This is a genomic window from Paenibacillus sp. FSL K6-1330, assembly GCF_037976825.1.
Classification (GTDB): domain Bacteria; phylum Bacillota; class Bacilli; order Paenibacillales; family Paenibacillaceae; genus Paenibacillus_AQ.
The window spans coordinates 5,400,051-5,421,609 of the sequence record NZ_CP150269.1; the positions used below are offsets into that span (position 1 = coordinate 5,400,051).

The following is a 21,559-nucleotide window of genomic DNA, read 5'->3' on the forward strand; positions in this document are numbered from 1 at the left end:
TCTCCAAGTTAAATTTCCACTTGAAAAACAGCTTTGCTTCATAGAAGCGGTCGAGAGGACTCGAACCTCCACTGGGTTTAGCCTGCTAATTCAAATACTTGATAAGCTTGGACCAAAAGGCCGAATAGTGCTCCCAGTTCATAAACTCCAACGATCCCCAGTGCGGCGAACAATCGCTTGCAAAGGCTGCCGTCTTGCCGGCTCCGTAGGTTCCAACCGTCAGAATGGCATCGCCTTCATGGCTTAGCAATTCCTCTGCCCCCGGCTTGGCTGACAGTTTATTATAACCCAGCAGCCTAGGCCATTCCCCCAAATCATTTACCAGTGGATGCGGCTGCGATACGACAGGCGAGAAGCCGCTCGGCATCTCTACCCGATCATCTTTGTCCATCATGACTACCGGCAGCACATCGGCCAATATCGTATTTCTATAATTGGCTTTTCCTTCGATTCCCATGAAGGTCAGGTAACCGCCAACCATCAGCAAGCCGCCCCCTTCAGCGACATACTGCTTCATTAGCTCAAGGGCGTTCGGAATGATTTGCATTTGATAGAAGGTTGGATTTTGGAGCAGGAATGTGTTGGCCCCTACGTCACTAAGTACAATCGCATCATAGGCCTTTAGCTCTTCCAACGATTGAGGGAAGCGCACCTGTACTTCATGCGCAGGCATATAGGTGACGTCAATTCCCTCCTGACGCAGACAGGAGAGCAAATAGGTTGCTCCCTCCTCGTACTTGGTCGAGGTAAAGCTGTCATAACCTTTCGTATGAATCATATGCACAACCCAAGATTCGCCAACAAATAAGATTTTCATCAGTTCAAGCACCTCCGTATTGTATATCACCAGGCCCTATACCTACAGGCCGTCTTGATCCCGTTTTTACGCTTCCGCGATTTCACACCAGTCCACAATCGTTTTGGCAATCATCTTGACCGCTTGAATCACTTCATCGACAGGTGTAAATTCGTCGCTATGATGGGCAAGGCTTGGGTCGCCTGGTCCAAAGTTAACGGTCGGAATGCCGACGTTCACCGGCCAGCCCATATCGGTATGGAAGCCCAATCCTTCGATCTTCCCTTCCTCTCCAATAGCCTTCAAGGATTGTACACAAGTCTGAACAAAGGGATGAGACACATCCGTTTCTGCACAATCGGCATCCACCAGCCATTCGATTTCCGGCATATGCTCACGCAGCCAAGGATCTGATTCCGATACCTCGCGCAGAAAGTCCGTCAATTCCTTCTTTACGTTGCCGCCTACAAGCTTCTCGTCACGCTCCGATGGCAAGTATTGCGCGTTAAATACGATTTCCGCCTCATTCGCGAAGGAGGTCGGATATTCCCCAGCGTTTAATTGCGCGACATGCACCTGACAAGGGATCGCCAAGTAGGGATGAGTCTTGCTGACAGCCCATTGCTCATTCAAGCGGTCCAAATGCTCCAGAATATATCTCGCTTTCTTAATCGCATCCACCGCGCCGCCGTCCTGCCAATCCGCTTGCGGCATCTCAATATGACCGCTGCGGCCTTGGATTTTGATCTTCCCCCATAAAATCCCACGGCACAGCGGGGCGATCGTTAGCGAGGTCGGTTCTGTCAAAATGCATGCATCTGCTCGATATCCATGGTGGATGAAATCAAGCGCCCCCATGCCTCCCGCTTCTTCATCGACGACCGTGCCGACAACAACCGGACCTTTAAGCTTAAACCCGCTGCGAAGAATAGCTTCGACGGCCATAATCATGGCTGCGACTCCGCCCTTCATATCAACGGTGCCGCGGCCGTACATCTTCCCGTCAATCACTTTGCCCTCGAACGGATCGACCGTCCACTTTGAGCCTGCCATGACGACATCAATATGGCCAAATAAGAGCAAGGACTTGCCTTCCGTTCCTTTGCCAAACGTAGCCGCCAGATTGGGTCTGCCCGTAAAATCTCTTCCCGCATAATAGCCCGCCATGCCTTCATATTGCTTCAGTTCATCAGCGACGGGCTCCCAAATCTCGATGTCCGCACCCAGTTTCTCCAGCTTGCCGGCAATAAATTGTTGCAGGTCCTTCTCTTTCGATGGCCCTGGCTCCTCGAAGAACCAGGGGTTCACGCTCGGAATTTGAATAAGCTGCTGTAAAAATTGAATAATTTCATCTTGATGATTCTCGATCCAATCCATCACTCTTTGTTCTTGGTTCATCTCTCTCTCTCCTTTGTGGCAGCACTCTCCTGATACCGCATGAATCCGCAGCTGCCGTAAGCAAGAGTATCAGGAGCCGTGCCTGCTCCCTTATTCGAATCGAACAGTGCTTCCGTTCATAAAATCAACCCACGGATTGATCATCTCATCCCCGAATTTATCCTTTTTCTTCTCGATGCCGAACATATAACGGGCGTCGTCCGCAGCCGGGTAGGCCGGGCTATGCCAGACCCCCCGATGGATGACGATAGCTTGTCCGGGCTTGATTCGGAAGCACTTGACGGTGGAAGCATCAGGGCTTTCATCCGGATTGTCAATATCCATGCACAATGCTACAGGCTGCACAATCTCACGATCAAAGGTAAGCAGAAGCTCTTCACGACTGACATGCCTCTCCATAGCCGTGACGACAAATTCACGTCGCTTGGTGATCACAAGGCCAAATCCGATGGGCTCCCATACGTCCAGCATTTGAACATAGCTCCAGCAATCCCACCCGTCACCGGATTTGGAAGGGTCAATCGCCGGCACATCCACCACTTTGCCATAGGGAGCAAAAGCCTCCTCCGTTAAATCTTCTATCTGCACCTTATACTCCATTAAGGCCGCCTCCTAAGGGTGTTATTAGAAATCAAAACTGTCCACATTATCGTTCGTGACTTCAAGCGTGCCAATAAAGACGCTTTGTCCGTCTACCTTCACTGTTCCAATCGTCGGAATCTCCATGCCGTCTTTGATTTCCTTGCCTTGAGCCAGTTGATCCATAATATAGACCGTTACGTAAGCCAGCTTGCCCGGATCCCAAATAATATCTGTTTTGATCGTGCCGTTCTTGATGTAATTTTTCACGACGCTCGGCACGGCAATGCCTGTAATGGCCACTTGGTTCTTCTCCAAAGTGCCTGCCTTTACAGCTTGCTCCACGACCTCCGCGGCTGCAGGAGGTTCGCCGCCTGCAAATCCGATTATGCCTTTCAGATCAGGGTAGGTTTGAAGCAGGTTTTGCGCATTGGCATACGCCTTCTGTTGATCGTCGTCGCTCGCGACAGTCGTTACGACCTCAATCTCCGGATAGTTGGCTGCAAAATAAGCTTTAGCCGCATTGGATTTGGCAATCTGGTTTTGCGAGCCCAGACCGGCTACCATGAACGCGACCTGTCCTTTGCCGCCGATTTCCTCTCCGATCGTTTTGGCCAGAAGCTCCCCGATTTCTTGGTCTGTAGCCGGAGCTACATAATATTGGCGGTCTGTATCCGGCGCGTCACTGTCCCAGGTCACAATATTGACGCCTTGGCCTGCCGCCTTCTTGAACACAGGGCCTACCGCTTTCGCATCATTGGGCGATACGCCGATGCCGCTTACTTTGCGGGTCAGCATATCCTGAATCATATTAATTTGCTTGGAGGAATCCGCCTCTGTCGGCGCATTGAACAGAACCTTTACCTTCAAATCGGCCTCCGCCTTCTTCGCGCCCTTCTCAGCCGCCGCCCAATAAGCAGGGCCGATGGACTTTGGATTCATAAAGTAAGTTCTGGATCCCGAAGCTCCCTGGTTCGTTTTGCCTCCGTTATCCGTTTGATTCCCGCTTGTACTTCCGCATGCTGCCAAATTCAAAGCCAATACGCCCGTCAGTAACGTCAATGCCAGCTTTTTCATAGGTTTCACTCTCCATTGAATTTTTTGTTTCCTACAGCAAGCAGAAGCAATGCCCCTAATATGACTGCCTGGTAAAGCACGGATACACCTAACAGATTCAATCCATTACGCAAAAACACGATGATTAGCAGCCCGACAAATGTGCCTGAAAGACTCCCCCTTCCTCCAAAAATATGTGTGCCCCCTATCAGAGTCGCTGTAATGACATCGAGCTCTATATTGGTACCCGATGTCGCCTCTGCGCTTGCCAGACGCGACACCAGAAATATACCCGCCAAGGCCGAAAACAATCCGCTAAGCATAAAGAGGATAAACCGGATGCGTACGACCGAGATACCTGAGTAGCGGACAACCTCTTCATTGTTGCCAATGCCGTACACATAAGTGCTGAATCTTGTTTTCTTCATGACAAAGCTGGCCAGAAGGAACATCACCACTAGGAAAATCGCATTAACCGGAATGCCGCCGACATACTGCTGGCCCATAAAGTAGAATGCATCCGGAAAGCCGCTAATGGGTCTGCCCTGATTGATTACGTAGACCAGACCCCGCAGCATCACGAGCATGCCAATGGTGACAACGATCGCCTGCATTCGGTGCCTTGCGATCAGATAGCCGTTAACCGCCCCGCACAGCAAGCCAGCCAGCAGCCCAATGATCACGCTGATCCATATATCGAGGCCCCGCTCAAAGGCAACTCCCATACTTACAGCGGAGAAAGCGAGAATTGAGCCTACCGAAAGATCCATGGCACCGGATATGATGATCATGGTCATCGGTATGGCGATCAGCCCTACTTCAACCATCTGGTTCAGCACATTCATAAAGTTAGTGACGGTCAGGAAATAGGGAGACAAGAAGCTGAACAGCACGATAATGACGAGCAGCAGCAGCATTTGAACGATCAGCTTATTTCCCCTAAGCGGGAACCGGCTTGTCCATGTACTCATACCAAATCCCCCTCTTTTCCTTTGTTTTGCCTTATACGCTGCAGCGTATTAATGACAATTGCCAGAATAATCAGAAAACCGGTTGCAGCATCAACCCAGAACGGTGAAACCTTGGATATAATGAGCCCATTTTTGACAATGCCCATAAAGAGCACACCCAGCATCGTTCCGGCTATGGTGCCGACTCCTCCAAAGATGCTTCCCCCGCCGATAAGAACGGCTGCCATGACTTCAAACGCTAAACCGCTGCCTGCTGTCGAGGCTTGCACACTGCCTACCTTTGCTGCGAAAATAACCGAGGCGATCCCGACTAGCAAGCCAGTTAATACATAGACCTTAAACTTGGTTCGGGCTACGCTGATTCCCGCCAGCTTGGCTGCTGGTCCATTCCCGCCAATGGAGTAGATTCTTCGGCCCTCACGGGCGAATTTCATTAAATAAATGAAGACCGCGATAAGAATGACGGCTATTAGCAGCGGGAAGGAAATGCCGAGCAAATACCCTTGTCCGAAGAATCGAAATCCTCCCGGAAAGTTCGTCATCCAGGTTCCTCCGCTGATCCCTACCGCAATGCCCCGGAAGATATACATGGTGGCCAAGGTGACGATGATGTCCGGTATTTTCCTAACCGCAATGAAATAACCATTGACCAGGCCGCATAGAACCCCGATGCATATCCCCATAGCGGCTGCAATCCATGGATGGATGCCATGGCTGAGAAACAATCCGACAGAAGTCGCTGTCACTGCCAGCACGGAGCCGACGGATAAATCCATGCCCCCCAGCAGAATGACCATCGTCATCCCGATCGCCACGATGAACATGGAGATGTTCTGATCCAGAATCAGCCTTATATTTTCGAATTGCAAGAAGTCAGGAGATATAATGGAAAACAACAGCGTAACGAGAATGGTAAATAAAATAATAGGCGCTTCATGCACATTTAGTAGGCGTTTCATATGCGGCCTCCTTCTGAAAGCGGATGTGAAGCACGCTGCAGCAATTGTTCCTGATCAGCCTCGCCATGTGCAAATTCATGCACGATCGTGCCTTTGTATAGCACCAGGATCCGATCACAGAGTCCAATCACCTCCGGCATTTCGGACGAAATCAGCAGGATGCTCAAGCCTTCCTGGGCCAGTTGATGAATAATATTGTAGATCTCCGCCTTCGCTCCGACGTCAACTCCCCGGGTCGGCTCCTCCAGAATAAGAATATCGGGATTCGCTGCAAGCCATTTGCCAATCACAACCTTTTGCTGGTTGCCGCCACTCAGAAAGTCTACGCTTTGGCCATCGTTGGGCGCTTTTATTCGAAGCTTCTCCATATACTCCTTGCTCATCTCTTTAATCCGCGCCTCGTCCAGCACCGTATACTTTGAAAGCTGCGGCAGCATCGGAATGGACAGATTTTGCCGAATTGACATCGGTTTAATGATGCCTTGACGGTGACGATCCGGCGGAACATAAGCAATCTTCTTTGCTTTGGCCTGACTCGGATTATTGATTTTCACCGCTGCGTCACGAATAGTGATTTCACCCGTTCCCCGCTTTAGACCGAATAAACGCTCGGCAATCGTGTGCGTGCCCGAACCCGGAACGCCGAACAGCCCTAATATCTCTCCTTTTCGCAGCTCAAAAGATACACAGTGTGCGGAATCGAGCGACAACTGCTCGACCTTCAGCACAACCTCTTGATCGTGCTTCTGTTCCCTGACCGGATATAGCTGGCCAACCTCTTTGCCCACCATCATTTGAATCAAGCTCTGTTCGGTAACCTCTTCGATTCCACGGGTATCAATCTTGGCTCCATCCCGCAGCACCGTTACCTTATCCGCAATTTCAAATATTTCCTTCATGCGGTGAGAGACATACACGATGGCTACGCCCTGCGCCCGGAGCCGGTTGACCACATCAAACATTTTTTTCACTTCGTTTTCCGGAAGCGCCGCTGACGGTTCATCCATAATGAGCACATCCGCCTGAAAAGACAGCGCTTTCGCAATTTCGATTACTTGCTGGCTGTGAACGCCAAGATGCCGGACCTCCTGGCGGACATCAATTTCACCTCCCCCTATGGAATCAACCAAACGCTGCGCCTCGTCATACATTTTGGACCACTGTATCCGGCCGAATTTGCCCACCATTTCCGGACGGTCGATAAATATATTTTCCGCGGCTGTCAAATTAGAAAACAAATTGAATTCCTGGTGGATAATGGACACTCCTTGCCGCTGGGCGTCAAGCGGGTTGCCGAATGTCACTTCTTTGCCCTTCAGTCTGATCGTTCCTTGCGTCGGTGAATATACGCCGGACAAAATTTTCATCAGCGTGGATTTCCCTGCTCCGTTCTCCCCCATAAGCGCATGGACTTCGCCCGGATAGAGCTCAAAGCTAACATCTGATAACGCTTTGACCCCTGGGAATTCCTTGCTGATGCCTTCCATTTTCAAAACCGGATGCCTCATCGTTCGACCTCCTATTCACCTTACTGAGCTGCTTTTTGGATAACTTTAACAAGACTAAGCGTTAACTCACCAAAGTCTGAGAATACAGGTGTCCCTTTCCAGGAAAGAAACCCCGTATATTACCTTTTTATAACGGTCTTATTAACCTATTGTTCTACACCGTAAGAAACGATTGTACCTGTTCTTCTGTCGGAATCGAGCTTTGGGCACCTGGTACAGATACAGCCAGCGCCGATGCCGCTGTCGCGTAGCACAGACAATCGCGCAGCTCCGCTCCCGTTACATATTTAGCTGCGAACGCTCCGATGAAGGTGTCTCCGGCCGCTGTCGTATCCACTACGTCAACCGAAAATGCGGTTAATGTGATTTGCCTTCCGGATTGGTCCATATAGATAGAGCCTTTGCTTCCCAAAGTAATAATGAGATGAGGAATGCCGTCATTAAGCAGTTTCTTTCCGGCCTCCAGGGCCTGGCTGCTTCCTTCAATACGGATGCCGCTCAGCTCCTCCGCCTCGACCTCATTCAGAATGAGGAAAGTGACCTTGCTCAGTTGGCTCTGGTCAAACCCGTCAATTGGAGCTGGATTCATAAATACCGGAATACGTTGCTCTGCCGCTTTATCCAGCACCCTTTGATTGGCTGCCGATGATATTTCATTTTGCAGCAAAATGACGTCGAAACCAGAGAGGTCCAATTTATCTACCTCGTCTGCACCATACCTTCCATTAGCGCCTGAGGATAAAATAATGTTGTTCTCCCCTGCTCCATCGATTGTAATCAAAGCAAGCCCCGTCATACACGGCTTCTCGATAACATGATCAAGATCAATCCTAGCCTCCGCCAATTCCCTGCGTATGTCGATCCCAAAGGAATCCGAGCCCAGTGCACCCGCCATAGCGACCGAAGCTCCGGAGCGAGACGCGGCAACCGCCTGGTTAGCCCCCTTGCCCCCAATAAAGAAACGGGTCTCGTTGCCCTGTATCGTTTCGCCGGGAATGGGGTGACGCTCAACCTGTGTGACAATGTCCATATTCATGCTGCCCACTACCAAGATTTTCGCCATAGCGCTCTCCCCCCAGTATTACTCCTTCAGTCTTTTGACTGAGCCGAATTTCTTCAATTCAACATCCAATATCATTTTTTTCAGCTTCGTCCGCTCTTTAGGCTCTCTCTTGATTTTTTGAATGAGCATTTCCGCCGCTTGAATTCCCATCTCTCTTGTCGGTCTGCTGACCACGGTCACTCTTGGCTGCACGAACTGGGCAAGCTCGTTATCATCAAAGCCAATTAAAGAAATATCCTCTCCGATTCGGAGATTCAAATCGCGTATCGCTTTAATCGCACCCGTACAGATGACGTTGTTAGCCGCAAATATAGCTGTCGGTGGCTGCTCGGATTGCATAAGCTCCGTCGTAAATCGGTAGCCGTCCTCTTCCAGCCAATTCCCCTGCTTGTGATAGGCAGGATCGGGTGTCAGGCCCCTCTCATGCATAGCTTGACGATATCCCCAATAACGGTCCTTGCCATCGTTAAAATCATGCGCCCCATCTATAATGGCAATGCGTTCATGACCATAGTCCACGAAATGCTTGGTCGCTTCGTACGCGCCGCGGAAGTTGTCGATTAAGACACCATCGTGGCCGCAATCGTTGATATAACGGTCGACAAGGATGGTAGGCTTGCGAATGTTCCGGTAAAACTCTGCATCCTTATGCGTACCGATTAAGATGATTCCATCCACATTTTTCCCTAGGAAGCTTTCAAAAAATTCTTCCTCCTCTGCCTCATCGCTATTCGTGGAGACTACTAGAGTAAAGAAGCCTTCCTTCTTGGCCACCTCTACCATGCCGCCAATGACTGCGGTGTAGAAGGGATTCTGAATCTCCGGCACCACGACGGACAGCATGTTGGTTTTTTTATTGACCATCGATGCAGCCATCGTATTCGGAACGAAGTTCATCTCTTCTATTATTTTGAGTATTTTCTTGCGAGTGGCTTCACTTACGCGATCTCGTCCATTCATCACTCGGGATACCGTAGCTACAGATACATTTGCTTGCTTGGCTACGTCCTTAATTGTAATTTCCTTGTTCGTCATAGCCACCCCCCTTCCTTTAGTTTAAAGTCATAACGTTTTCTCAATATTTCCCTTTGATAATAAACGATATGAGTTCATTTCCCACTCTAAAAATGTAAACGTTTACGCAATTTCTGATTTTATTGTAGTTCATGATCAATCAGATTACAATAGGTTTTTTTCGAAAAATCAAAAAATAAAACGGTTACATTTTTAATATCTAACATTAATGTGTTAGGTATTTGTTCGGTATTCAACTTAAATTTTAATATAACTTTGTATCTGTGGCATATATTATAACATTAAATCAAGTTTTTCATTGGTGTCGAGTAAATCTCAGGAAAAATCATACAATTTTTATTAGAATCTAACCTGTCAGCCACTCCTTTAAAAACCAGAAGTGATTTAACCCATTGTTTCCTAATTTAAGACTCCTTTTTTCCAATCAATTCCTTGTTAAAACGTTTACGCAATTTATTTGGAAATGCGCATTGTTAATGTAAAACAAAAAGCCTGGAGGAATCAGGAATAAAAACCTGAATGCCACCCGGCTTGCTGCCTCTTACTTTAAGGATGCATGATAGTTCTCAGGAGATTGCTGTTCCCAAGAGCCATTGGCTAGATCTATTTTACAAGACCTTAGGACGGAAAGTGTAGGATGTAATTACAGTATCGAACATATTACCTGGTAGCTCACTCAAACGCTAAAAACGCCGAATTAGACACATGATCTATTGATCTAATGAACTACTGATAAATGCATTTGGTGCCGGTGAGAGGACTCGAACCTCCACGGTTTCCCTCACGATTTTGAGTCGCGACTGCTATTGAGAAGATAGCAGAAGTTAAGTCCAAGAAGAGGAATTTAAAAACCGCTAAAAGCCTTGTAGAATCAAGGTTTTCACCAAGCCCTTCACATCGAACCCGATTTTGAAAACTTGAGCATCGATTCTACATCGGTCAAAGCCCACCAACACAGTGCCGGTGCAAAAAAATCGCAGATTGACACGAAGTAAACCAACACATCGGCGTCAGTCGTGGCGGCAAGACGACCAAACTTCATGCCGTAGTCGATGGATTAGGCAACCCTCTAGCTTTTCTACTGACGGGTGGTCAAGTTTATGATTCTGTTCCAGCGATCGAATTGCTTCAGGAGTTGGATATTACGGGAAGCCACATTCTTGGCGACAAAGCCTATGGCTCAGAAGCGATTCGGAACTGGATTACGACTAAACAGGCCACTTACACCATTCCGCCTAAAACGAATAGTCAACATCCATGGGAGGTCGATTGGTATCGGTACAAAGAACGCCACTTGGTTGAATGCTTTTTCAATAAAATCAAACACTTTTGCCGTGTGGTCACTCGTTACGATAAGTTGGCTAAGTCATTCCTCGCGTTTATATACATAGCTTCCATTTTTAAATTGACTCAATGATAGTTTTCAGACACGCCCTAAATGACAATGTTAAAAAAAGTGGCGTAATGGCCTCCTCCTATGTAGGTGGGCTTAATAGTAGAGCCTTTATTCCGGTCAATGAAGATCACGGCATGATTCAAGCAGTTCAGCGGGGTACCCTTACACTAGAGAAGCTGGAAGCTATGACCTTTGGTCGAATTTGGCGGCCTGCTCGGATATGCACCAGTTATAGCAGTAAACGGCTTCAACTGCGCGAACTTCGTTAATCGTGGCGGACGAATCTCAGCTCCAATTCATAGCTTTAAGAATTAATTGAAACCTCAAACAGCAAGTCCCTATTTCACTTAGGAGACTTGCTGTTTTTTTGTGTTAGTTGGTCAGTCGTAGAAAAAAACTTTAGCTGAATGAAGAGGCATATCATTTGATATACCCCTTTATCCATCTTATTGCAATTAAATCAAACCGTTTCCATTCTATTTGAACTGGAACCAAGTTAAATTTGCAACTGTGGTTGAATCTGACTTAACAAAAGTAACATATACCGTATGGGTTCCTACAGCTGTCCCGGCATTAAGCGGGATATTCTTGACTGACCATGTCTGCCATCCGCCTGTGCTTTCTGCCGTCCAATAACCCAGCATAGTGCCTGTAGGACTGTCCAAGTGGAATTCTATCCTTCCGCCGGAATTAGCGGATGCAACCTTCAAATCAATACTTGTTTTAGCTGTACTACCAAAGTCTACATTTTTAAATGCTATATAGTCGCCATTACTCCCTCCACCAACATCCAGCCCACCATCAGTGCTTGCCTCATAGGATATAACACCTGAACTAAGGTTATAACCTTCCGCTTCAAATTTCAATGTGTTGAATTTGGGAGCTGCAGCATAGCTGTTAGTATCTGTTATTTTCAATTCTGCGAGTGTAGTTGCCGCAACTCCACCGACGCGAACATTGTTTAATGTAACTCCGGAGACAGTAGATGTGTCACTCCAACCCTTCATTATTGAAACTTCACCTAAAGCGCGTAAATTGATATTATTATAGACCACATTTTTTATCGGACCGGTTTTTGCAGAAAGATCAAACCACCTGGAGTGAACACCGGATCTTGGCCAGAAGCCTTCTACATCTATATTGTCAAATATGATGTTTTGTGCTGCTGGAGTCCCATAAAGATGACCTACCGCTAAAGCGCGCCAGCATCTGTATACATAAGAGTTTTTAACAACTATGCCATCCTGAAGCTGTTTCACTCCATCTCCAACCTTGAATGCTCCACATCTGCTCCAAGCCAAAGCATCATCCACAACTACATTTGACTGGTTTTCAGGACTTCCCGGCCAGTTTGCAGCTATATCCGTAGTTGCTACATCCCATGTCTTAAATGAGTATGTGTCATCCTCCGATACTGCTACCGTGTGCTTTATGAGTACATTCTGGCTCTCTTGAATGTCTATTGCATCATTTTCATAATCAAGTTCATTGTTGTTGAAGTGCTTTGTATTCTGGAATGTTACGTTATTAGATCTTGTAACGATTGTAGCCCAGCCACCGCTGTCTCTTATGGTTATGCCGTCAACCGTGAAGTTGCTGCACTGCAAGGGTACAAGAATATTGTTCAAATAATTGTTTGTATTTCTCATATAATGGCCATTGCCGTCAATAGTCCCCCTGCCGTATATCTTAATATTGTTTGCATTTGTTTCGGTATAAATAAACCATGTTCCATCCTTATTCAGAGAATTCTTATGAAAATGAGTAGTGTAATCGCTTGGATTTCCTGAACCCCTTATAACAGAACCACCCTCCAGATAAACCGAAACATTGCTTTTTAGAACAAGGTTTCCGCTCTTGTAAACTCCGGCTGGAACGTATACGATACCGCCACCTGCTGCGTTAGCCGCATTTATGGCGTTTTGTATTGCAGTTGTAGCCATAGCGGCACCGGTACTGTCGGCACCGTATTGAGTTTTAACATTGTATATACCTGTACCGGATGAAGCCGGAACATTGGTTTCAAGAGCATCTGCCGCAATAACCAGATCTTTCAGGTTATTGATTTTAACTATAAGATAGGTTGGTGATGAAAGTGTAAATGTAAGTGTATTTCCGCTCTTTGTTGCAGTGATTCCCAAAGCTTTGGGAGAAATATTATAGGTATTGATTGGCTCGCTTGCTGTTATTGTGATTGTAGTCGTACCTGAAAAAGAGAAATTACAATAATTATAGTTTACAAATACCTCCGAAGTGTCGATTACCGGTATATTGGTAGAGTCTGCTGTTACTGTGTATTGATTGGTCGTGGTATAGACCGATGGTAATGGATAGCTTACAACTGAAGCCGCGTTTGCTGACGAAGGAACGACAGGTAACAGACTGGCCATACAAATAATTAATAATGCACTTAATAATTTTAACTTTTTCAACATCATTAAACACCTCTTTCATATTTTTTTAGCAAACACTAGGTCATCAGTGAATAATGATTTCACCAGTGATGCTCTATTACTCTTTTCAAAAAGTCGACATATTCCTGTTCAGCTTCGGAAGTGGCAGAGTAATACTAACCTTTTCTGCATCAGCAAAGTTTCCTTTTAAAGTACAGCCCCGGTTTTGTTGCACCTTGTGCAGGATTTCTGCGTTGGTCGCTACTACTGAGCTGTATTGTTGCATTTTATGCACAATCTCCCCACGGTCGCTGCTATTGATCTAGCATTGTTGCACTTCATACACAATCTCCGCGCAAGCCGCTCCAATCATGGCACATGGCCCACACTGTTACTCCGCATTTCCGCCCTCAGCCTGCTTCCAATCTTATCTATGCTCCGGCTCCAGACAGAGCCGGAGCAGATCGTCCACATGGGCCGTTGCCAGACATTCCACCGTATCCGCAGAGCCGTAATAGATCTTGACCTCGCCGTCATCCTCCAGAATCATCCCTCCCGGAAAAATCACATGATTGCGGAAGCCCCCGCCAATCTCATAGTCTGTCTCCGGTGCCAGCAGCGGCTGCCTGCTCATGCCGATCACCTTGCGGGGGTCCTCCAGATCCAGCAGCATAATTCCGGCGGTATAGCGCTTCTTCCAGGTGTCCTCCCAACCGTGCTTGCCTCTGGCCGGGTCCACATCCACCGCATGGAAGGTGGTCAGCCAGCCCTTATCCGTCCGGACCGGAGGTGCGGCCGGGCCGACCTTGTCATTGGCAAACGGCACCTGCTCAACGGCGAGCAGTAGGCTGGAGTTGCCCCAATGCTTCAGGTCCGGCGACTCGGAGATCCAGGCATCGAAGCGGTCCCGGCCGCCGCGGCTGTATACCGTGAAGGGACGCTCCAGCCGGACATACTTGCCGCCGATCAACTCGGGAAACAGTACCATATTGCGCAGGTCCGGTGTAGACAGGCTGAGCACCTCGAAGTGTTCCAGATCATCGGTAACGGCAATTCCGCCGCGGATGCCATGGTGCGTATCCACGGCAAAACACATATAACAACGGCCGCCGATCACGGTCAGGCGCGGGTCGTAGGCGCGGATAATTTCCTCGTCATGCATTTTGAACACTGGCTTCGGGCCGGCGGTCCAGCTCAGCCCGTCGTCACTGTAAGCAATGCCGAGATCCGTGGTGTGGTGCGGCTCAAGCGTCTGATCGACCAGTGAGCCGTAATCATTACGGAAGATCATCACATACTTGCCGTTAAATTTCGTTACACCGGCATTGAATACCAGTGCGGTGGGGTAAGGAACCTTCGTTGCATCCAGCACCGGATTGCCCGGATACCGCCGGATGAACGGGGCAGATTGCAGAATTGCCGGAGCGTGTTGAGTCATGGGGTGTACCTCCTTGAATGTTAAATATGGAATATGGGTTGCGCAGGGCCGGACCGCTACCCTTTGAGGGAACCGGCCGTCATCTGCATGAAGGATTTGTTGGCGAACAGATAGGCCACGAGAATCGGCAGAATGGACAAGCAGGCGCCCGCCATCATATAGTGGGTCTGAGAAGCGGCCGAAATCCCGTATTTCAGGTTCGCCAGCCCGACGGTCAGCGTCTGCAGCTCCGGCTTCGTCATCGTGAACACGAGCGGCAGCAGATATTCATTCCACGCGCCGCGGAAGGTGAACAGGGCACCTACGCCAAGTCCGGGTCCGAGCAGCGGCAGAATTATCCGCCAGAAGGTCCGGCCGGGAGAGCTGCCGTCCATCAGCGCCGCCTCGTCCAGCTCGCGGGGAATCCCCTTCATGAAGCTGGAGAGAATGAAGAAGATCGAAGCATGGGCGGAGATCAGAATCAATATAACGCCCCACAGGCTGCTGTGCAGATGAAGCTTAACCATCAGATCGAACTGCGGACGCAGCACGACCGCCCCTACAGCCACGAACATGGTGAAGGATTGCAGTCCGATATACAATTTTTTGCCGGCAAAATCCATCCGGTCCACCACATAAGCCGCCATGGATGATACCAGCAGCGTGCCGACCACCGCCGCCAGGGAGACAATCAGGCTGTTCAGGGTATACCTGGAGAAATTGGCCTGCGCCCAGGCTTCGGCATAGTTCGAGAAGTGCCAGCTCGCCGGCAGGAAGGTCGCTCCCGCAGTAAGCTCAGCATTAGTCTTGAAGGAGCCCAGGATGGTGATAACGACCGGAATCAGCGTAATAAAAGCAACAGCCAGCAAAAAAATCCACAGGATGATATTGCCCAGTATGGTTCTTAGTCTCATAATAGCCTCACTCCTCAATCGGTCTGATTCATGCGTCTGGATGCGTAGAAATAAATGAGTGATATCATCCCTACAATGACCGCAGACACAAAGGCGACCGCACTGCCGTATCCGAACTCCTGGACCTGAACCGCCGCGCTGCTCCCGCCGACAGGGAAAAACAATTTGTACAAATACAGGAACATGACCTCTGTCTTGCCTACAGGACCTCCTTCAGTCAGAACCATGATGCTCTCGTAACCCTTCAGGGCTGTAATGATCGCCAGCATAATAACCATCTGCATCACAGGTCCGAGCATCGGCAGGGTGACATAGCGGAACTGCTGGATTCTGCCTGCCCCGTCCAGGGAAGACGCCTCATACACATCCTCCGGAATATTCTGCAGACCGGCGAGGAAGAGCAGCATATAATTGCCGACCGCCCCCCAGGCCGCAACCAGAATGACGGTGAGCATGGCATATTTCGGCCCCAGCCAGTCCACACCGGAATCGGAGAGGCCCAGGCGGATCAGAAACTGGTTGAGAATCCCGTTATATGAGTTGAAAATCGTGAAGAAGACTACGGCCATTACAGCGGTACTGATGACGGTCGGCATGAAGAAAATCCCCCGCAGCAGTTGTCTGCCCCGCAGCCCCCGGTTCAATATGACTGCCAGCAGCAGGGCCAGCGGAATGGTGATCAGCAGCTTGCCGCCAGCATAGACAAATGTATTCACCACCGAATCCCAGAACTGGGTGTCCTTCAGAATGCGGCTGAAATTGGCCAGACCGGTAAACCGCGCCGTTCCGAACCCTTTGTAATCATAGAACATATAGCGGAACGCCCAGGCAATCGGGTAAATCCCGAGAACCAACGTGAGCAAGGCACTTGGAAAGATAAAACTGTATGAAAATAAGGCATGTTTCGTTTTGTTCATCTGGTTTCTTCCGGCTCCTTTCCTTTACGACCAGAGCAGAGGGATGAGGGAGTTGCTCCCTCATCCCCTGCTATCCCGGCCTATATCTCTATCCCTAACCTTCTGTCTACTTGGCGAACTTGCCGCCCAGAGCGGCGGGATCAAAGCCGGTATCCGGCTCAGCCTTTATGCCGTCATTCGCAATCACACTGTCCAGTGCAGCGTTATAGCGTTTGTTCAGATCAGCGATAACCGCCTTCAGGTCGCCGCCGTTCAGCATATATTTGAAGAAGGCGTCATCCGATTTCATTCCTTCCGGTGCTACAGACGGATAGACCGGCCACACCCCATCGTGCTTGTTCGGCAGGAAGCCTTCAATGCCGTTCACATCCGGTGTCTTGGCTGCTGCGCTAATGGATGGAACCATGGAGATGCCGAAGCCTTTTTCCTGATAATCCGTCAGCACCTGATCGCCGTACATGAACTCCATGAACTTCCAGGCTGCTTCTTTATGCTCTGATTTCGAGCTCAGCGCCAGCCATTGGCCCCCGAGGAAGCCGGAAGCCCCCTTCACGGTGCCGTCGATGGTAGGAACCGGAGCGGCCGCCCAGTCAATCTTGGCCGGGAACTGATTCTTGTAGACGCCAGGCTCTGAGGAGTAGGACATATACATTCCGATCTTGCCTTCCGCAAACTGCGCCCGCAGCGGATCAATATCCAGCGATTCTACACCCGGCAGCATGCTGCCGTCGTCCCTGATCTGCTTAAAGGCATTGATGATCGGCTCGAAGCCGCTGAAGTCGTAGCGGGCTGTCTTGAAATCATACCCGAAGCCGCCATAGCCGCTCATCTCCGCAACCACCCGTGCCGAACGTGCGAACGCACTGCCGGGGCTCTTGAAGTTAAGGGCGAAGCCGTAAGCGCCGTCCGCTTTGCCGGCTTCTGTCAATTTCTTGGCTGTATCCACCAGCTCCTGCAGGGTAGTCGGCGGATGTTCAATGCCCGCTTTGGCGAACAGATCCTTGTTGTACACCAGACGCATGGTCGTTCCATAGTTCGGCAGACTGTAACGCTTGCCGTCGAATTCATTCAGATCCGGCATGGCCGGGAATTTCGCCTTCAGCTCATCGTTCAGGAACTCGTCAATAGGAGCGAGAAAGCCTTTTTTGTAGAAGGTCTGGATGGTATTCTCCTTCACCCGGATCACATCCGGTGCATCGGAGGTCTGGAAGGACAGATCGAGCGCGGTATCGAAGTCGTCGCCCTTGACGACCAGCTCCACCTCAATCCCGTCAGTATTGGTTGCGTTGAACTCGGCTACCTTCTCCTTCACGAAATCCGCATCGTGGCGGTCGCCTGTCCAGTAGCTGATTTTAGTTTTCCCCCCCGAGCCGGCTGTCGCCCCGTTTCCCGTGCCTTCAGCAGCATTGCCGCCGTTGCTGTTACCGTTGCCGCAGGCTGCCAAGCCAAGTGCCAGGACCAGGCTCAGAGATGTCATTAGCATACGCTTCATCATTGGTAGTGCCCCCTTATATATCCCTGCTGTATTCGCTTACAACCTGATTATAGTTCGATAGGCGCATCCAGATAAGGCGGGTAAGCCCACATTAAGGGCAGATTTCTGCAGGAGTTCTATACAGACAAGGGAGGTAATCTCCGCCCTGCGGAAATCCCTCCCCTGCTGATTCCTATTCTTTTCCAAGATAATACAATTTGAACTCGGACGGGGTCATGCCGGTATATTTCTTGAACACCTCGCTGAAATAGCGCCTGTGCTCATACCCGAGATCCTGGGCGATCTCCTGAACCTGCCGGCCGCTGATCAGCATCGCCTTGGCCTTCTCCATCTTCTCATGCATCACATACTGCTGAAACGAAATTCCCTGAACCTTCTTGAACAGATTGGAGAAATACCCCTGGCTAAGGTTAATCTGCTTCGCCATCTGCTCCAGCGACAGCCCCGTGTCCAGATGACTATGGATATATTCGACGGCCTGACGGATAATCCGCGTGGACTCCAGAGAACGGGCTTGCTCCACCAGCGCACAGGCCTCCCGGCAGAGCCAGGACAGCAGGTCCCGTATATCTTGAAGGGAAGGATGCACCTGGTTCTTCATGGCAGCAATTCTGAGTTCCAGCGGCTCCACCTGCCCATAAGGGAACTGCTCCAGCAGGACCCGGCAGATCCTGGAGCTCAGCTCATAGCCGACACTTTCAACATAACGCGGCTCAGGCAAAAGCCCGCTGTCCAGCAGCTCCGCGAACAGCTGGTCCAGCACCTGCAGGCTTTTGGCGGAATTGCCGGAACGCAGGGCGAACAGCAGCTCCTGCTCGGCGGCGGCGGAATAGCTGTGGAGCGAGAGAGGTTTATTCTCGATATTGCTATAATGATATACCCCGTTGCCCCCGGTATAGAAATGATACCCCAGCGCGCTAAGCGCCTGCCTGTACGCCGTGCCCAGCTCCTGAATCGCCGCTGTGCCCAGGCCCACGCCAATAGAAATGGTATGACGCGAGAAGCGGCTTACATTCATGCAGCAGGCCTCCGTAATCAGCGCGGCGGTCTCCGGGTCTGAGCCGTTCATGATACAGACGTACCGGTCTGTCGCCTCCCGGATAATAACGCCGCGGGTCAGGGCGGAAATCGTCTCTTCGAGAATATTGTGCAGGCTGAATCTTAGCAGCTCGACCTCCTGCACAGGCTGGCCGCTCAGCTTCTCCGCGAAATGATCGATCTCGGCGACAAACACGAAGAAATCATACTGGTCCAGCGGGATATCGAGATAGGCCCAGCGGGAACGGGCATCCGCTTCTGTCGTCCGGTGGTGCAGCAGGAAGGTGAGATATTCCTGGCGGAGAATAGGCAGACTTTCCCTGATTCTCGCCTCCATTACAGCAAGTCTGGCGGTCTCCTGACGCTCCTCCCGGCACAGCTCCCTGGCCTTCAGCACTGCATTCACAATCTCCTCCAGGGAAAAGGGCTTCTTCACGAAATCAAGCGCCCCCAGCCGGATGGCTTCCTGGGCATAAGAGAACTCCGAGTAAGCGCTGAGGATAATAATCTTACAGTCCGGCAGCACCTCCAGTATCGCCCGGGTCATCTGCAGGCCATCCATTCTTGGCATTCGGATATCCGTCAGCACAATGTCCGGCCGGGTCTCGCGGATGATCTGCAGGCCCGCTTCGCCGTTAAGCGCCGTACCTGTGACCTCAATACCGTGATCCTGCCACGGCGGCTTGCGCGAGACCATCTCCACCACACTTTTGATATCGTCGATTACACATAATTTGAACCTTTCCGGCTCCAGATTTTGGTCCATCCTTCAACTCTCCTCCTCTGCGGGAATCCACAGATCCGTCCGCGATCCCTTACATGGTTCGCCGCCAACGTCCATACGGGCTTCGTCCCCGTAATACAGGGCCAGCCGGTGCCTGATGTTGAACAGGGCATAACCTTTCCTCGACTGCGGAGCCCTGACCAGCCCCTGCTTGACCCTTGCAGCATCAAGCCCCCGTCCGTTGTCGGTAATGCAAATATGCAGCAGCCCCTGCTCCCGGCTGACCGTGATGTCTATCCTGCCTCCTATTGTCATGTCGCTGAATCCATGCTGAATGCTGTTCTCCACCACCGGCTGCAGGATAATCTTCGGCAGCAGGCAGGACAGCAGGGCCTCGTCCTCTACCGTCACCGTGTATTCAAACAGTCCTTCATAGCATTTCTGCTGAATGGCGAAATACTGCCGCATGTGGGACAGCTCATCCGCAAGGGTAATCAGATCCTTGCCGCCGCTGAGCCCGATCTGGAACATCTGCGACAACGACAGGATCATCTCATTCACATCCTCATTCTCGCCCATGACCGATTTGCAATAGATGGTATTCAACGTATTGTACAGAAAGTGCGGCTCCATCTGCGCCGTAAGGGCACGGATCTCTGCATGACGCTTGTCCTTCTCCTTCGCCTTCACATCCGAGATCAGCGTCTTAATCTCCGACATCATCCGGTTGAACTGAAAGCCGACCTGGGCAATCTCGTCCTCATAACGGCTCTCATACACCACACTGAGCTGGTTCTCTTCGACTCTGCGCATCAGTCGCCGCAGCTTGAACAGGGGCTTCAGCAGTACAGATGTTAGCTTATTGGAAATCAGCCAGGTCGCCAGCAGGAAGACAACGATGACATAGAGGGTAATGCGCTGCACCCGCTGCAGCTTACCTAGCAACTGGTCCCGCGACTGCATACCTGAGATGATCCAGTCGGGTGATACGGCTGAGCTTGTATAATTCACCAGATATTCCTTGCCGCCATAGCTGTAGTAGTGATCCTGCGGATCGGCTGCTTTTCCGGCTTCTGCAAGCACCGGCTTCCAGGGGAACCTGCCCCGGAACGGCCAGCGGGACTCCACCACCGCCTCTCCTTCCCCGTTCACCAGATAATAATTTCTCCCTGCTTGTTCTCCGCCTGTATTCAACAGCTCATCTATCCGGCTCTCCCTGATATTGACCACAATAAATACATTGCTGATCGGCGTGTAAGGGTATTCATAAATTCCCCGGACTACGAAGGAGACCACCCGCTGGCTGCCTGTGAACAACCGGTCATAATGTCCTTTGGCCCAGTAGCCGCCCGGCTGCTCCTTGCTCAGATCATATAATTCCGAGCCGTAGAACGAATTGTCCTGCGCCCGGATCTGCGTAGTGGGATAGAAATCGCCAATCGGGGTAACGATCAGCACATTCTCAATGATCGGCTGATTGAACATTGCCTGCGAGAGGACATACTGCAGATCGGACAGATGTACGTAGTAATTCGACACATCATGGCTGAACACATCGAGCATCATCTTGCGGTACGCATCGCTCAGCATCAGGGACTGCACGGACAGCGCCACATCATTCAGGCGGGAATCCAGAAGCTGGGCAGTTTTGCTTACGGTCTCCCGGCTGCCGGCGTAGGCATTATCCTCGATCTCCTGCGCGGCAATCCAATACGAGAAGGTGCCCATTGCAGTGATGGACAGCGTGATCAGCACGATGAACGAGAACAGAATCCTCTGTTTGATCGATATCCGGTAATACCTGCCGGCAATCTGCTGCCGGAGCTGCCGGCCATAGGCTGTGAATGTATTCATAGTTCCCCCTTCTTGAGCATGTATCTCCCTACGATTGTCAGTTCTT

At 50.3% G+C, this 21,559-nt stretch carries 16 protein-coding genes and 1 pseudogene; 1 reads left to right on the forward strand and 16 read right to left on the reverse strand.

Annotation, left to right across the window (positions count from 1 at the left end):
- Positions 1 to 85: 85 nt before the first annotated feature.
- The 9 genes from NYE54_RS24625 to NYE54_RS24665 all read right to left on the reverse strand — a co-directional run bounded on the left by NYE54_RS24625 (position 86) and on the right by NYE54_RS24665 (position 9,365).
- Entirely contained in the window at positions 86 to 817 is a 732-nt protein-coding gene (locus NYE54_RS24625) for a glutamine amidotransferase (protein ID WP_098748081.1), read from the reverse strand.
- A gap of 66 nt (positions 818 to 883) precedes the next feature.
- Positions 884 to 2,194 carry an ArgE/DapE family deacylase gene (locus NYE54_RS24630; protein WP_339266873.1) on the reverse strand — a complete coding sequence of 437 codons (1,311 nt, stop codon included), beginning with the start codon at positions 2,192 to 2,194 and terminating at the stop codon, positions 884 to 886.
- Positions 2,195 to 2,284: 90 nt separating this feature from the next.
- Positions 2,285 to 2,794 (reverse strand): ureidoglycolate lyase, encoded by a 510-nt coding sequence (locus tag NYE54_RS24635; protein ID WP_339266875.1) that lies wholly within the window; start codon positions 2,792 to 2,794, stop codon positions 2,285 to 2,287.
- 24 nt (positions 2,795 to 2,818) lie between these two features.
- Complete coding sequence (locus NYE54_RS24640) at positions 2,819 to 3,850, reverse strand: autoinducer 2 ABC transporter substrate-binding protein (RefSeq protein WP_076325689.1); 1,032 nt, start codon at positions 3,848 to 3,850, stop codon at positions 2,819 to 2,821.
- 5 nt (positions 3,851 to 3,855) lie between these two features.
- The gene (locus NYE54_RS24645; RefSeq protein ID WP_076325688.1) at positions 3,856 to 4,800 is read right to left on the reverse strand and encodes an ABC transporter permease; all 945 of its coding nucleotides are present in this window, start codon (positions 4,798 to 4,800) and stop codon (positions 3,856 to 3,858) included.
- The gene (locus tag NYE54_RS24650; protein ID WP_339266877.1) at positions 4,797 to 5,759 is read right to left on the reverse strand and encodes an ABC transporter permease; all 963 of its coding nucleotides are present in this window, start codon (positions 5,757 to 5,759) and stop codon (positions 4,797 to 4,799) included. Before NYE54_RS24650 ends, NYE54_RS24645 begins: the two co-directional genes overlap by 4 nt.
- Positions 5,756 to 7,267, reverse strand: coding sequence for a sugar ABC transporter ATP-binding protein (locus NYE54_RS24655; RefSeq protein ID WP_339266879.1), 1,512 nt, complete (start codon positions 7,265 to 7,267; stop codon positions 5,756 to 5,758). The genes NYE54_RS24650 and NYE54_RS24655 overlap by 4 nt, the downstream gene beginning before the upstream one ends.
- 154 nt (positions 7,268 to 7,421) lie before the next feature.
- A complete protein-coding gene (locus NYE54_RS24660; RefSeq protein WP_339266881.1) occupies positions 7,422 to 8,330 on the reverse strand; it encodes a ribokinase in 909 nt (302 codons plus the stop codon).
- Between the two features lie 18 nt (positions 8,331 to 8,348).
- Positions 8,349 to 9,365, reverse strand: a complete 1,017-nt coding sequence (locus NYE54_RS24665; protein ID WP_339266882.1) for a LacI family DNA-binding transcriptional regulator — start codon at positions 9,363 to 9,365, stop codon at positions 8,349 to 8,351.
- A gap of 1,434 nt (positions 9,366 to 10,799) precedes the next feature.
- Here NYE54_RS24665 and NYE54_RS24670 point away from each other — a divergent pair.
- Positions 10,800 to 11,076, forward strand: a pseudogene (locus tag NYE54_RS24670) (DUF711 family protein); the annotation flags it as partial.
- A 161-nt stretch (positions 11,077 to 11,237) separates the two neighbouring features.
- Here NYE54_RS24670 and NYE54_RS24675 read toward each other — a convergent pair.
- From NYE54_RS24675 to NYE54_RS24705, 7 genes are all read right to left on the reverse strand, one after another.
- Positions 11,238 to 13,199, reverse strand: coding sequence for a carbohydrate-binding protein (locus NYE54_RS24675; RefSeq protein WP_339266884.1), 1,962 nt, complete (start codon positions 13,197 to 13,199; stop codon positions 11,238 to 11,240).
- Positions 13,200 to 13,581: 382 nt separating this feature from the next.
- Entirely contained in the window at positions 13,582 to 14,592 is a 1,011-nt protein-coding gene (locus NYE54_RS24680; protein WP_144023517.1) for a glycoside hydrolase family 130 protein, read from the reverse strand.
- Between the two features lie 56 nt (positions 14,593 to 14,648).
- Complete coding sequence (locus NYE54_RS24685; RefSeq protein ID WP_018751893.1) at positions 14,649 to 15,485, reverse strand: carbohydrate ABC transporter permease; 837 nt, start codon at positions 15,483 to 15,485, stop codon at positions 14,649 to 14,651.
- A gap of 14 nt (positions 15,486 to 15,499) precedes the next feature.
- Positions 15,500 to 16,402 (reverse strand): sugar ABC transporter permease, encoded by a 903-nt coding sequence (locus tag NYE54_RS24690; protein WP_018751892.1) that lies wholly within the window; start codon positions 16,400 to 16,402, stop codon positions 15,500 to 15,502.
- Between the two features lie 106 nt (positions 16,403 to 16,508).
- On the reverse strand, positions 16,509 to 17,897 hold the full coding sequence (locus NYE54_RS24695) for a sugar ABC transporter substrate-binding protein (protein WP_076325679.1): 1,389 nt from the start codon (positions 17,895 to 17,897) through the stop codon (positions 16,509 to 16,511).
- A gap of 172 nt (positions 17,898 to 18,069) precedes the next feature.
- Entirely contained in the window at positions 18,070 to 19,701 is a 1,632-nt protein-coding gene (locus NYE54_RS24700) for a response regulator (protein WP_339266889.1), read from the reverse strand.
- A gap of 3 nt (positions 19,702 to 19,704) precedes the next feature.
- On the reverse strand, positions 19,705 to 21,513 hold the full coding sequence (locus tag NYE54_RS24705; protein WP_339266890.1) for a sensor histidine kinase: 1,809 nt from the start codon (positions 21,511 to 21,513) through the stop codon (positions 19,705 to 19,707).
- Positions 21,514 to 21,559 lie beyond the last annotated feature (46 nt).

Coding starts and splice junctions, on each gene's coding strand:
- NYE54_RS24625 (WP_098748081.1), bottom strand. CDS start 817: ATGAAAATCTTATTTGTTGGCGAATCTTGGGTTGTGCATATGATTCAT.
- NYE54_RS24630 (WP_339266873.1), bottom strand. CDS start 2,194: ATGAACCAAGAACAAAGAGTGATGGATTGGATCGAGAATCATCAAGAT.
- NYE54_RS24635 (WP_339266875.1), bottom strand. CDS start 2,794: ATGGAGTATAAGGTGCAGATAGAAGATTTAACGGAGGAGGCTTTTGCT.
- NYE54_RS24640 (WP_076325689.1), bottom strand. CDS start 3,850: ATGAAAAAGCTGGCATTGACGTTACTGACGGGCGTATTGGCTTTGAAT.
- NYE54_RS24645 (WP_076325688.1), bottom strand. CDS start 4,800: ATGAGTACATGGACAAGCCGGTTCCCGCTTAGGGGAAATAAGCTGATC.
- NYE54_RS24650 (WP_339266877.1), bottom strand. CDS start 5,759: ATGAAACGCCTACTAAATGTGCATGAAGCGCCTATTATTTTATTTACC.
- NYE54_RS24655 (WP_339266879.1), bottom strand. CDS start 7,267: ATGAGGCATCCGGTTTTGAAAATGGAAGGCATCAGCAAGGAATTCCCA.
- NYE54_RS24660 (WP_339266881.1), bottom strand. CDS start 8,330: ATGGCGAAAATCTTGGTAGTGGGCAGCATGAATATGGACATTGTCACA.
- NYE54_RS24665 (WP_339266882.1), bottom strand. CDS start 9,365: ATGACGAACAAGGAAATTACAATTAAGGACGTAGCCAAGCAAGCAAAT.
- NYE54_RS24675 (WP_339266884.1), bottom strand. CDS start 13,199: ATGATGTTGAAAAAGTTAAAATTATTAAGTGCATTATTAATTATTTGT.
- NYE54_RS24680 (WP_144023517.1), bottom strand. CDS start 14,592: ATGACTCAACACGCTCCGGCAATTCTGCAATCTGCCCCGTTCATCCGG.
- NYE54_RS24685 (WP_018751893.1), bottom strand. CDS start 15,485: ATGAGACTAAGAACCATACTGGGCAATATCATCCTGTGGATTTTTTTG.
- NYE54_RS24690 (WP_018751892.1), bottom strand. CDS start 16,402: ATGAACAAAACGAAACATGCCTTATTTTCATACAGTTTTATCTTTCCA.
- NYE54_RS24695 (WP_076325679.1), bottom strand. CDS start 17,897: ATGATGAAGCGTATGCTAATGACATCTCTGAGCCTGGTCCTGGCACTT.
- NYE54_RS24700 (WP_339266889.1), bottom strand. CDS start 19,701: ATGGACCAAAATCTGGAGCCGGAAAGGTTCAAATTATGTGTAATCGAC.
- NYE54_RS24705 (WP_339266890.1), bottom strand. CDS start 21,513: ATGAATACATTCACAGCCTATGGCCGGCAGCTCCGGCAGCAGATTGCC.